The sequence below is a fragment of the Rheinheimera sp. WS51 genome, from assembly GCF_050936095.1.
Classification (GTDB): domain Bacteria; phylum Pseudomonadota; class Gammaproteobacteria; order Enterobacterales; family Alteromonadaceae; genus Alishewanella.
The window spans coordinates 18,875-29,844 of record NZ_JBOTRC010000012.1; the positions used below are offsets into that span (position 1 = coordinate 18,875).

Below are 10,970 nucleotides of genomic sequence, written 5' to 3' on the forward strand. Positions count from 1 at the left end.
GATGCGTCAAAGTATAGTATTTTGATTGTTCAAAATTGGCTAAGTTGAATTGTACAAATGTTGCGCAAATATGGAATTTCATGTATAGTCGCGGTGTCGTTTGCTAACCCTTTGTTAGCAAACGAGCTGCCGGAAGCAGCAAGTTCAAGCAACTGTTGGGTTGACGCAGGGACGCGCTATCAAGTTGATCCTTGGCTTCTCTACGCAATTGCGGAACAAGAAAGTAGTTTGAATCCGCTTGCCGTTAATCACAACAACCGCGACAAGTCGCGGGATGTTGGGATAATGCAAATCAACTCTTTCTGGTTTCCAAAGCTGGAAAAGTACGGCCTTTCTGAACAAAGCCTATTCGACCCTTGCACGAATATTCATGTGGGTGCCTGGATACTTTCCCAATCCATACAGGTGTTTGGGAATAATTGGCGCGCTGTTGGAGCTTACAATGCTGGTACAAGAAAAAATGAAACAAGAGAAAACCTTCGTCAAAAGTACGCCGAGCGCGTTTATCAGCGTTATCTTCGCCTTGTTAGCGGCGGGATGCACAAGCCTGCCGAACCGTGAAGTTCCCCATGAACTAGGTATTAAGCAGGTTCCTGGTAAGAGTGAAGGGCATCCCGCCGAGTTTGTGTTCTGCGACATGAACGGCGGTGCTTGGAGTTGCGAGGCCGCAACCCCAAAAACGCCGGTATCATTCGTGTCAGTAAAGCATTCAGATGACAAGCCGATCACCGGGATCGTCAGAGACTCAATTAAAGTTGCAACGTCTGACGGCGGTGTTTCTGCTTTGGACAAGCAGAAACAAACGTCGTCTTCACAAAGCAAGACGGATAGTAAGAAGTCACCTTCACAGCCTGAGAACACAAAAGCTGTGCCTGCTGTCCCGCCAGTAGCGGTGGTTTACTTTGATTTTGACAGCTCCGTGATTACCACTGATGCCAAATTAACCCTTTTGGCTGCCCTTGATGAGTTATCAGGCAAGGCAGTTGAGATACACGGGTATACCGACAATGTTGGCAGTGAACCCTACAACAACTGGCTGGGATTACGTCGAGCCAATAAGGTGAAGGATTTCTTTGAAACGGCCAAATCGACTGCTACGCAGATCGAGGCCTATGGACATGGCCTTTGTTGCTACGCGGAACCTAACGGTACCGCAGAGCAACGGGCCAAAAATCGGCGCGTCGAGGTTTACGCAGTCGATTAACCGAAGTGTCGCTGTCCTGGTAGAGGCGATTAGGGCAGCGGCCTGTTTAACTAGCCTCAATCTCAAACTTCATGGAGTTAATAAAGATGAAAACTGCAATTTCATTGCAACAAAACGGACAGAAGCGGGGCTACTTCGCAGCCGCGCTGATGTTTGCCTTCGCGTTTATGCCTGAGCTTGCTCTTGCCGCTGCTATCGGTATTGGTGGTGGTACTGGCGGTACCGAGTTCCAGGCGTTCTACAACTTTATCTATGCCGCAGCTACAGGTTATCTCGGTCGTTCTATTGCCATTGTTGGCGGTCTGATTGGCCTGGGTATCGGTGCAGGTACTGGTAAAGCGTTGCCTGCTGTTATCGGTGTGTTCCTGGCGATCTTCGGGGTGCTTGGCCCGACCATCGTTAACGCCCTGTTCACCAGTGCGACGATTTAACGGTAATTGCAACAGATGGGGTTAGCCTGGCTAACCCCTTCGCAAAAGCGAGGTGGATATGGACGAAGAAGATTACTGGATTCCACGGAATCTGGATGCACCACCACTGATGTTTATGTGGGAAGCCGACAGCGCCATCTTGGTTATCTTTTGGCTGATAGTCGGCGGGGTGCTGAATATGTTTCTCATGGGTGTGGTGTTGGCGATTGTGTTTGGTCGTGGTTACGCCTACCTCAAAGAAGAGGGTGGCCGAGGCCTTCTAATGAAGATCCTGTATTGGTACACGCCTTCAGATATTTGGCTTTCAAAGCGTATCCCATCGCACATACGGGAGTACATAGGTGGATAAACAAAAGTACAGTTCAACAGTTATCAATGCCAATTACAAGGCATCACTTTGGATGGGGGTAGCCGGTGTGCTCCTACTTTCCAACTTGATGCTGGCTGGCTTTGTCGTGACTGCTGATACCTCAGAAAAAACAATTGTGGTACCGCCGCAGGTCGATACGCCATTTTCTGTACAGGGTAATGAAGTCAGTCCTGCATATATTGAACAAATGGCCCGGTACTTTTCTCAGCTATTGCTGACGTACCACAAACAGAATGCCCAGGCTCAGTTTGATACCGTTCTTCATTACACAGATCCGTCTGTATATAGCGCAATGAAGACCCGGTTTGCGGTGGATTACGACCGCATTTCACGCAACGACATAAGTAGCGTTTTTTACCTGATGGGAATTCATATCAAAAAAGACGTGGCCGTCATCACCGGCGAGCTGAATGGCTTTATCGGTAGCCACCTGGTCAGCAAGCGCCAGAAAACATACGAATTACGATTCAAGTACAACGGCAAGTTAACCATAACTGGCTTCAATGAGCTTGAGAAAGATTCTGTTGGTTCGTACCAGGTGGTGAAACCGAATGAAGAAGTAATGATCGAGAATCAGGAAGCCACAACAGACGCTGTTATGCCTGGTTCATTTGAGGGTGGAGTGCCAAATGAAAATGAATAATCAATACGTGGATACAGGCTCACTTCCTGTTCAGCCCTGGCTCGTATGGATGATCACCACACCTTTAGCTATTGCAATGGTGATTGCAATGCTTCTGTATTCCAGTAACGCGAATGCTGCACAGGAATTCAGAGTAAAGGATGGTGACACGATCACGGTGAAGGTTTCTTCTCGTGAGTTAACCAGGATCAGCATTCAGGGTGAGGGCCGCCTAGATAAAGTGTGGGGTTCGGCTGGGGTGCTGGAAATCCAACCCGATAAAGATAAAGGTGAGATTTTCATCCGGCCAGCGCCAGGAGCGCCAACTGCGCTCAGCTTCTTTGTTCGTGATGACATGGGGGCCACCTACACGGTAGTGGCGCAACAGCACGATATACCGTCTGAAACAATCATTCTGAAGCCTGCCGCGCCACGCAGGAGCGTTGGCCGGGGATCTGAATACCGTTCAACCCCCTTTGTTGACCGGGTAAAACGTTTGATGAAAGGGATGGCCTTGGGTGAGCAGGTAGACGGCTATTCCTACGAAGACTCTGAGAAAAAGGTTCCTCTGTGGGCTGAAACCCAAATCATTCTACGCCGGACATACACAGGTTATGACCTGCTGGGCGAAATCTACACGATTCAAAATATCAGCGATGCAGACATGAACTTTCATGAGCGCGAGTTCCTGGATTTTGGTAGCCGTGTACAAGCGGTTTCTTTGGAGCGGCTTTCACTTGGAAAAGGCGAAACCACGTTTCTTTATGTCGTGCGTAAGCCCCTGGGAGGTGAGTGATGGATGCTCCAGGTAAAACTAAACGCAAGCAACTTATCATTGCTGTCGGTGGGTTCTCAGCTTTCATCATCCTCATGATGGGCGGTATGTGGCTGTCAGATCCGAACCGGGGTAAGCCTACTCCCATGGAAATCCAGCAAGAGAAATCCCAGGAAGTGATGAGGGACTTCACCGCACGAAGCAGCGGTTCAGTTAGTGCTGAGGAAACGTGGATCGCGCTTTCAGAGAAGCGTCTTAAAGAGCTTCAGACCGAGAATAAAGTATTGCGTGATCGCCTGGAAGAGATTGCCAGAATGGTTGGGAACCAAGGCGGTAACTCTGGTATTCAGGGTACGCCAGTGACAACCGCAGGCCTTCCGGCCACTTCATTACCACCGGCACCGGTACCGGTTGCTCCGCCTGCACCGGTACCAGGGCAGGGCCAGGAACAGCCAACTGGCGAAATAACGCAACAGTTCGTCAACCGATCCTTACCGCCGCCACCTATGCAGAATCCAGGTGCTTACGGTGGTGAGCAGGCCGTCAATCAAAATGGTCAGCCAATCAGCCGGATTCAGGTAATAAGTTTGACCGATGACACGGCACAAGGGCAGGGCGAAGGCAACAAAAAGGCCAAGAACGTAGCGCACTACTTGCCAACAGGCGCGTTTTCAACCGCAGTCCTGTTATCTGGTATGGATGCGCCTACCGGTGGCCAGGCCATGTCAAACCCTGTTCCGGTGTTGCTACGCCTGATGGATGCAGGCCAATTGCCTAACTTCTGGAACAGTGACGTAGATAACTGCCACGTCACCGGGGCGGCACATGGCGACATTTCAAGCGAACGGGCACATATCCGCCTGGAAACGCTGACGTGTGTCCTGGTCAATGGCGACATTATTGAAGAGCGGGTTCAGGGGTACGTTGCAGGTGAAGACGGCAAAGCAGGTCTACGCGGTCGCCTCGTGAGCAAGCAAGGCTCAATGATCGCAAAATCGCTGCTTGCCGGTATTGCGTCTGGTATGGGCAGCTCTATTTCGCAGCAGTATCAGCAAGTATCAACCAGTGCATTAGGCAACGTAACAACCATTGACCCGAATAAAACGGTTCAGGCCGGTCTTGCCACTGGTACAGGTAACGCACTGGAAAAAATCGCTGATTATTACATTGCGCGAGCAAACGAAATGTATCCGATCATCGAGGTCGATGCGAACCGGATTGGTGAAATTATTCTGTTGGGTGGTACCGAGTTTGGTAAGAACCTGATTGGTAACACTAGGGAGCGTAAAGAATGAAGAAGTTAATTTTCCTGGGCCTAGCCCTGACTGTTTTAAGTGGCTGTTCAACTAAATATACCTGCGGCCAGTTTCCACAGTCAGGCTGTCAACCGGTATCGACGGTGTACGACAGGACAAATGATGGTTTCCATGATTATCGACGTACCTTGTACGACGAGGAAAAGAAAAAAAAAGGTTCGCGCAAAGAAGCCGACACTCATGTGCATGTAGGCCAGGCACATCGAACGCTCAATTATGCTACGCCGGGTGATCCGTTATTAACGAAGCCTGTTGTCCTGAGAATTTTGTTTAATTCATGGGAAGACAAAGATAAGGATCTGAATGCCGGTGGTTTTGTTTACGTGCGTCTGAGGGATTCTGAATGGGTAGTCAACAAGTAACACTGGCTGATCGTTTTCACGCAGTAAAACGAAAAATTGCCGACAAAGTTAAGTCGTCCCTGGTTAATGATGTACCGCCTGGCGTCCGTTTTAAAAACACTGGTGATGTACCAACACTGGCATCATTGAAGGCATTTTCAGAGCGCTACGCTGTGGCCTCTATACTGCCGTATGAGGCCTATGACGCGGAAACGGGTATTTATTACAACCGTGATACCGTTGGCTTTATGCTGTACGCTAACCCCGGCACAGGCCTTACCGCGACAGAGTTAAAGACCCTCAACGGGTTCTTTAACCAGTCACACAAGGCTGATACCACCATTCAGATTTCAGTTATTGCTGATCCTAACGTTGAACCTATCTTAAAAAGATGGGCTGAAACAAAAGGCAACGCGACAGATAAATCTATCGCTGAAATATTTGAAACGCTGGGAAACAACCGGGTTGAATACATGCGCCAGGGTAAGTGGAACTCTCTGTTCACTGACCAGGCGTTCTTGCTGCGCAACATGCACCTGGTCGTTTCATACACCATTCCAATTCCGAAGGGTTTAACCGGCGTTGATGTGCACCAGGACGATATTGATCGTCTGGTGCGTACCAGGGAAGCTGCCATAGGGACACTGCGTTCTGCAAAGATTTATGCGCAGTCTATGTCGCCTGAGCTGTTCATTAACATAATGAACGGTCTGCTGAATCCCTCTACGGAGCCTCAGCCACGGCTTTATTATGACGACAACAATCTGATTAACAGTCAGATTGTTGATGATGACACAATGGCATTGTTCGATTCTGGAGCGTCAAGTCTGATCCACAAAGACCAGGCGTTTTCCATCTTGCCTTATCACGTTCGTCAGTTTCCGCAGACGTGGCCAGGCTTCAAGAATGGTCAGCTCATTGGCAGCTTTACCAATAACATTCTACGAATCCCTTGTCCTTTCATCGCCACTTTGACCGTGAACGCACCTGACCAGGTATCAGCTAAAGGCAAGGTGACTCGCAAATCCGTTCGAGCAACACAGATGGCCGATTCTCCAATGGCCAAGTACGTACCCCAGTGGAAAGACCGAAAAGTCGATTGGGATTATACGGCCAGGAAGGTGGACAACGGTAATAAGCTGATGGATGCGTTCTATCAGATTGTCTTGTTCACGCCTCAAGGCCGTGAACAAGAGTGTGAGCAGGCTTTAAAGTCTGTTTATGAATCACTCGGCTGGGTGTTATCAAAAAGCCGCTACACGCCAATACATTCATTCCTGGGGGCGCTTCCAATGGGGCTTTGCCAGGAATCGAAGCGGGCCTTGCAAATCTTTGGGCACTTCAATACGCGCCTTTCCTGGACGTGCACGAATATTGCTCCCTGGATAGGTGAGTGGAAGGGGACGCACACGCCGATGATGATGTTCAACGGTCGTCGTGGGCAAATCACTTACTTCGATCCGTTTGATAACGATAAGGGTAACTACAACATGAGTTGTAGCGCTACCTCGGGTTCAGGTAAGTCGTTCTTCACTCAGGAATGGGTGTTTAGCTGCCTGGGGTATGGTGGACGTGCATTTATCATTGATGCCGGTCACTCCTATAAGAACCTCTGTAAGCTGCTTAAAGGCACATACCTTGAGTTTGGTAATGATGAGGTTAGGGTATGTCTAAATCCCTTCAGCTCAATCAGCGATGACGATCCGAAATACTTCAAAGAGCAGTTGCCATTGCTGAAGATGCTGATTGCTCAAATGGCTTCGCCAGAGAGGCCATTATCAGCCAAGCAACGCGCAGTGCTTGAAAAGGCGATCATGCGGACTTGGGAGCAATACGGCAGCAAAGCGACTATTAGCAGCGTAGTTGACGTTTTGCTTGCCGATAACAGCGATGACGGCCCTATGCACGCAACAGCTAAAGACTTAGCTGTAATGCTGCATTCCTACACCAAAGACGGCATGTACGCCGACTACTTTGAAGGCGATTCAAACGTCAACCTGGACAACTCTTTTGTTGTGCTGGAGCTGGATGCCCTAAATACGATGCCCGATCTTCAATCGGTCGTGCTGCTAATTCTGATGATGCGAATCACCCAGGTAATGTACCTGAGTGGTAACAAAAAGCAGCGCAAGCTCTGCATCATTGACGAAGCCTGGCGCTTGCTTGGCCGTGGCCGCGCCGGTGAGTTCATCGAGGAAGGCTACCGTGTTGCTCGTAAGCATGGTGGTTCTTTCATGACCATCACCCAAAAGATCAGTGACTACTACGCATCGGAAACTGCAAAGGCTGCTTACGCAAACTCAGACTTCAAAGTTTACCTACGTCAAGATCCGGGCGAATTGGCAGAGGCTGAGGCAAAAGGCCATATCAGCAATACCAGCGGTATGGTTGATGTTATCCGCTCATTGGAAACCATCCAGGGCAAATATTCAGAGCTTGCCATTGACTCACCAAACGGTCTGGCGGCCTTGCGTTTCACCGTAGATCCAGTGACTGAAAAACTTTACTCAACCAAGGCTGAAGAGGTTGATTACATCCGGGAAGCGGAAGCCAGGGGCATTCATATTTTTGATGCCGTTCAGGAGCTGATTAGAAGAAGCGGAAGCCGGTAAGGTTCCACAGACACTATATGCTCAGGGCCGCTCTATGCCGCGCCCTGGTACCCAGGCAGGCCCGGAAAACGAGTCGAACAGATAACCCTAGTTCGGCCCGTTTTACGGGCTTGCTTTTTTACGAATCAAAGTATAGTATTTTGATTCCTCATTATGGTATAGTTTGAAACATGAAAAACATAATAGTCTCACTGATCTGTGGCCTGTTGGGTGCGATGATTTTTACGCTGATCAACAACCACTTATATGCGCGTCCAATCGCTGTTGTGAAGCTGGACGAAATCATTGCGTCACACCTGAGAGAGTACGGCGAAAGGGAACTGACTGAAGAGCAACAAAGGGAAGTCAGTGAGCGATTCGCAAAGTCTCTTGACCAGGTAATTAAGCGTGTTGCAGATGAACATAAGGTAACGCTGTTGGTGTCTCCGGCTGTCATATCGGATGTTCCTGATTACACAAACTACGTCAAGTCGGAAGTAGGGAGGATGGTAAATGGCAACTAAAAGCGTAGCGCCAGAACAGCATAGCGCAACGCCTGAGAAACAGCTTCGCATCAAGAAGTTCAGGAAAAACCTGTGGCGTTGGCTTTGTGCCATTGGTTTCGTGATCTTGTTGGGTTGGGGTGCTTCCCCTTTCGTGAAGATTGGATTCAATGGCACAAGCAGCGTAGACGGTTACGTCTTCCTGATTGTGAAAGGCGTTGCCCCTCAGAAGGGCGAATTGGTGGCGTTCTGGCCGCCTGAAAACGAGTTCTACCAAAACATATGGTTCGTTAAGTATGTTGCGGGGAACGCAGGTGATGAAGTGGTTAAGGATGGTCAGCGTTTCTACCTCAACGGGAAGTACCTGGGGGATGCAAAGACCGCTTCACAAGGTGGAGTGGCGTTAAAGCCAGGCCCGGCTGGCATCATTCCGCAGGGACACATTTTCGTTTGGACAGCACATGAACACAGTTTTGACAGTCGCTATGAACAAATCGGTTGGATACCTCAAAGCAGCGTCATTGGTCGCGCTTATCGCATCCTGTAATGCAGCTTTAGCCAAGGACTTGGGTGTAATCGGTAAAAGCTATCCGATTATTGAACGTGACTTGGTTGAGGTTATACACGAGCGCATTCAGCAGAAGACCGAATCCGGTGAGCTGGATGCAATGCACGAGGGAATGCGGGATAGATCGAAAGGTTATGCCAGGCGTCCGCCTGGTGTTTCGCTACCCCGCGCTCAGGAATACCGAGCCGTTGAAATAAACCCGCTCTACACCTTGGATAGGGATATAACGGATGCAGATGGCAAGGTGTTGTTCACGGCTGGTACCCAAGTAAACCCTCTTGAGGTTAATCCGCTGACCAAGGTGCTTTGTTTTATCGACGGGGACGACCCGGCGCAGGTTGACTGGCTTCAGGCCTATTGTGCGAAAGATATACGCAACAAGATGATTCTGGTTAACGGCGATTTTCTGGCCGTGAGCGAACAGATTGGTATGAGATTGTACTTCGACCAGCGTGGATACCTGGTTGAGCGTTTCGGTATCCAAGCGGTACCGGCTGTAATAAGACAGAGTGGCAAGGTGCTATATGTTGAAGAATTTCCGATTAAGTAGCTTGGCCCTTGCGTTCCTTGTGGCACTGGGCTTTTCAGGGAAGGTAACGGCTGCTGCCTGTGGGGGCAGGTTCCCCAACCCAGTTACTGACATTTGCTGGCTTTGCCTGTTTCCAATAAACATCGGCATGGTGCCTATCACCATGCCTGGTCAAACAGACAACCACGATCCAAAACCGCCATTAATCTGTACCTGCCCAGCACCGCCGCCAATATTCATGCGCATCGGTGTGGGTGTCAGCTTTTGGGAGCCAGCGCGGGTCGCTGAAGTGGTGCGCACCCCTATGTGCTCCCCCACGCTCGGAGGGGCCGTGTTGGGTACCTTACCGGTACCTGCCGGTACGAACCATGAAGGCGATGATAGTGGCGGCGCTTTCTACCACGTACATTGGTTCCAGTACCCTGTTTTGAGCTGGTTGGGTATGGCCATCACCGAGGGAGCCTGCTATGTCAATGAAACCTTCGATATGTCGTACCTATCCGAACTTGATCCGCTATGGGATGACGATCAATTATCATTTGTCCTAAACCCGGAGGCTATCTTGTTTGCGAATCCGGTAGCACAGGCTGCTTGTGTGGCCGATACCGTTGCCGCCGCAACTACTACGTTTGGTTTGGATACCCTCTTCTGGTGCTCAGGTTCGCAGGGATCGCTTTACCCGCTCAGCGGTAGTCATGCCAACCATGTGGGTGGGGTAGATAGTTCCTTGGCCATTGTTCACACCCATATTTTCAAGATGCACCGTCAGTTCCTCGCTCAGGACACGTCAACCTTGGGTGCAATGTGTGGAAACCTGCCTCAACCAATCATGCGGAAGAACCAATACAAGCAACAAATGATGTATCCGGTACCGCAAAACGTTCGCGGCTATGGCCTTGGTGCACCTTCAACGATTTGGGGCGCTGGCCGTGAGTTTCCTTATAAGGGTGAAGACTTCAGCTATTTGATTTGGAGGAAACGCACATGCTGCGCATTCTGATGGTTATGGTGATGCTGTCACCAGCCTTAGCTACTGCGGAAACGCCGAAATACCAGGAGCCTGATGAGGCGGCAATTAACCAGCAAAAAACCGTTATCCAGGACGCGATGAAAGACGCTGATCGCATCATGAAAGACGGTACCTTAGACAAGCTGCTGGGGCAGGAAAGGGCGAAGCTGAATGGCCTTCAGGGAAACATGCCGGGCCTTAATATTCAGATGCCTGAATATCTTGAAGATGAGCGTGATGATCGCTACATGGCTAAAGCGCTGGCCGCAGGCAAAGCCATTGATGATGTTCCGCCCCAAGAGGCCAAGTATCCAATCGTGCTGGTCAGCCTCTCGATGCCGGAAAGCCAAATCAAAAATCTCATAGCCGAAGGGTACAAAATTGGAGCGGCAATTGCCGTTCGCGGTTTAATTGACGACGACTTTGAAACAACGCTGGTGAAACTGAAGCAGCTCGCCGGGGAAATGGATGGCGGTGTTTTGATAGACCCAACATTGTTTCGGCGGTTTGACGCAAAGGCAGCGCCAACGTTCGTCTTACCATTAGAGCCGCTGCAACAATGCACCGATCAAGGGTGCCCCACACCCAAGCATGTTAAAGCAACAGGTTCAGCCACCTTCAAATATTTCCTTGACCTGGTAGAGCGTACTGGCGATGAAAATGAGAAGGCTGAAGCGAAGGCTTGGTTAGCGAAGTACGGAGAATAACAAG

The 10,970-nt window shown here is 49.9% G+C and carries 14 protein-coding genes; all 14 read left to right on the forward strand.

What is annotated here, in order from left to right; translation table 11 throughout:
* The first annotated feature begins 57 nt into the window (after positions 1-57).
* The 14 genes from ACRCA4_RS12490 (at position 58) to trbC (ending at position 10,966) form a co-directional block, all read left to right on the forward strand.
* Positions 58-561: a lytic transglycosylase domain-containing protein gene (locus tag ACRCA4_RS12490; protein ID WP_348700876.1), complete on the forward strand. Its 504-nt coding sequence runs from the start codon at positions 58-60 to the stop codon at positions 559-561.
* Positions 443-1,204, forward strand: coding sequence for an OmpA family protein (locus tag ACRCA4_RS12495; protein WP_433189096.1), 762 nt, complete (start codon positions 443-445; stop codon positions 1,202-1,204). The genes ACRCA4_RS12490 and ACRCA4_RS12495 overlap by 119 nt, the downstream gene beginning before the upstream one ends.
* A gap of 86 nt (positions 1,205-1,290) precedes the next feature.
* Positions 1,291-1,635, forward strand: coding sequence for a hypothetical protein (locus ACRCA4_RS12500; protein ID WP_433189099.1), 345 nt, complete (start codon positions 1,291-1,293; stop codon positions 1,633-1,635).
* 58 nt (positions 1,636-1,693) lie between these two features.
* The gene (gene traL, locus ACRCA4_RS12505; protein ID WP_154707650.1) at positions 1,694-1,984 is read left to right on the forward strand and encodes a type IV conjugative transfer system protein TraL; all 291 of its coding nucleotides are present in this window, start codon (positions 1,694-1,696) and stop codon (positions 1,982-1,984) included.
* On the forward strand, positions 1,977-2,648 hold the full coding sequence (traE, locus tag ACRCA4_RS12510) for a type IV conjugative transfer system protein TraE (protein WP_348700873.1): 672 nt from the start codon (positions 1,977-1,979) through the stop codon (positions 2,646-2,648). The genes traL and traE overlap by 8 nt, the downstream gene beginning before the upstream one ends.
* Positions 2,635-3,423, forward strand: a complete 789-nt coding sequence (locus ACRCA4_RS12515) for a type-F conjugative transfer system secretin TraK (protein ID WP_433189103.1) — start codon at positions 2,635-2,637, stop codon at positions 3,421-3,423. Before traE ends, ACRCA4_RS12515 begins: the two co-directional genes overlap by 14 nt.
* Positions 3,423-4,697, forward strand: a complete 1,275-nt coding sequence (locus ACRCA4_RS12520; RefSeq protein ID WP_348700871.1) for a TrbI/VirB10 family protein — start codon at positions 3,423-3,425, stop codon at positions 4,695-4,697. The genes ACRCA4_RS12515 and ACRCA4_RS12520 overlap by 1 nt, the downstream gene beginning before the upstream one ends.
* Positions 4,694-5,080, forward strand: coding sequence for a TraV family lipoprotein (locus tag ACRCA4_RS12525; protein ID WP_348700870.1), 387 nt, complete (start codon positions 4,694-4,696; stop codon positions 5,078-5,080). Before ACRCA4_RS12520 ends, ACRCA4_RS12525 begins: the two co-directional genes overlap by 4 nt.
* Positions 5,062-7,671: a type IV secretion system protein TraC gene (traC, locus tag ACRCA4_RS12530; protein WP_433189107.1), complete on the forward strand. Its 2,610-nt coding sequence runs from the start codon at positions 5,062-5,064 to the stop codon at positions 7,669-7,671. Before ACRCA4_RS12525 ends, traC begins: the two co-directional genes overlap by 19 nt.
* A 170-nt stretch (positions 7,672-7,841) precedes the next feature.
* Positions 7,842-8,174: a TrbI F-type domain-containing protein gene (locus tag ACRCA4_RS12535; protein WP_433189110.1), complete on the forward strand. Its 333-nt coding sequence runs from the start codon at positions 7,842-7,844 to the stop codon at positions 8,172-8,174.
* Positions 8,164-8,700 carry a S26 family signal peptidase gene (locus tag ACRCA4_RS12540; protein WP_094625904.1) on the forward strand — a complete coding sequence of 179 codons (537 nt, stop codon included), beginning with the start codon at positions 8,164-8,166 and terminating at the stop codon, positions 8,698-8,700. Before ACRCA4_RS12535 ends, ACRCA4_RS12540 begins: the two co-directional genes overlap by 11 nt.
* Complete coding sequence (gene traW, locus ACRCA4_RS12545; RefSeq protein ID WP_433189114.1) at positions 8,639-9,271, forward strand: type-F conjugative transfer system protein TraW; 633 nt, start codon at positions 8,639-8,641, stop codon at positions 9,269-9,271. The genes ACRCA4_RS12540 and traW overlap by 62 nt, the downstream gene beginning before the upstream one ends.
* On the forward strand, positions 9,246-10,250 hold the full coding sequence (traU, locus tag ACRCA4_RS12550; RefSeq protein ID WP_433189117.1) for a conjugal transfer pilus assembly protein TraU: 1,005 nt from the start codon (positions 9,246-9,248) through the stop codon (positions 10,248-10,250). Before traW ends, traU begins: the two co-directional genes overlap by 26 nt.
* Complete coding sequence (trbC, locus tag ACRCA4_RS12555) at positions 10,235-10,966, forward strand: type-F conjugative transfer system pilin assembly protein TrbC (protein ID WP_433189120.1); 732 nt, start codon at positions 10,235-10,237, stop codon at positions 10,964-10,966. Before traU ends, trbC begins: the two co-directional genes overlap by 16 nt.
* Positions 10,967-10,970 lie beyond the last annotated feature (4 nt).

What these genes read in the sequence shown, in the direction of transcription:
- ACRCA4_RS12490 (WP_348700876.1), top strand. Translation starts at nt 58, where the DNA reads ATGTTGCGCAAATATGGAATTTCATGTATAGTCGCGGTGTCGTTTGCT.
- ACRCA4_RS12495 (WP_433189096.1), top strand. Translation starts at nt 443, where the DNA reads ATGCTGGTACAAGAAAAAATGAAACAAGAGAAAACCTTCGTCAAAAGT.
- ACRCA4_RS12500 (WP_433189099.1), top strand. Translation starts at nt 1,291, where the DNA reads ATGAAAACTGCAATTTCATTGCAACAAAACGGACAGAAGCGGGGCTAC.
- traL (WP_154707650.1), top strand. Translation starts at nt 1,694, where the DNA reads ATGGACGAAGAAGATTACTGGATTCCACGGAATCTGGATGCACCACCA.
- ACRCA4_RS12515 (WP_433189103.1), top strand. Translation starts at nt 2,635, where the DNA reads ATGAAAATGAATAATCAATACGTGGATACAGGCTCACTTCCTGTTCAG.
- ACRCA4_RS12520 (WP_348700871.1), top strand. Translation starts at nt 3,423, where the DNA reads ATGGATGCTCCAGGTAAAACTAAACGCAAGCAACTTATCATTGCTGTC.
- ACRCA4_RS12525 (WP_348700870.1), top strand. Translation starts at nt 4,694, where the DNA reads ATGAAGAAGTTAATTTTCCTGGGCCTAGCCCTGACTGTTTTAAGTGGC.
- traC (WP_433189107.1), top strand. Translation starts at nt 5,062, where the DNA reads ATGGGTAGTCAACAAGTAACACTGGCTGATCGTTTTCACGCAGTAAAA.
- ACRCA4_RS12535 (WP_433189110.1), top strand. Translation starts at nt 7,842, where the DNA reads ATGAAAAACATAATAGTCTCACTGATCTGTGGCCTGTTGGGTGCGATG.
- ACRCA4_RS12540 (WP_094625904.1), top strand. Translation starts at nt 8,164, where the DNA reads ATGGCAACTAAAAGCGTAGCGCCAGAACAGCATAGCGCAACGCCTGAG.
- traW (WP_433189114.1), top strand. Translation starts at nt 8,639, where the DNA reads ATGAACAAATCGGTTGGATACCTCAAAGCAGCGTCATTGGTCGCGCTT.
- traU (WP_433189117.1), top strand. Translation starts at nt 9,246, where the DNA reads ATGTTGAAGAATTTCCGATTAAGTAGCTTGGCCCTTGCGTTCCTTGTG.
- trbC (WP_433189120.1), top strand. Translation starts at nt 10,235, where the DNA reads ATGCTGCGCATTCTGATGGTTATGGTGATGCTGTCACCAGCCTTAGCT.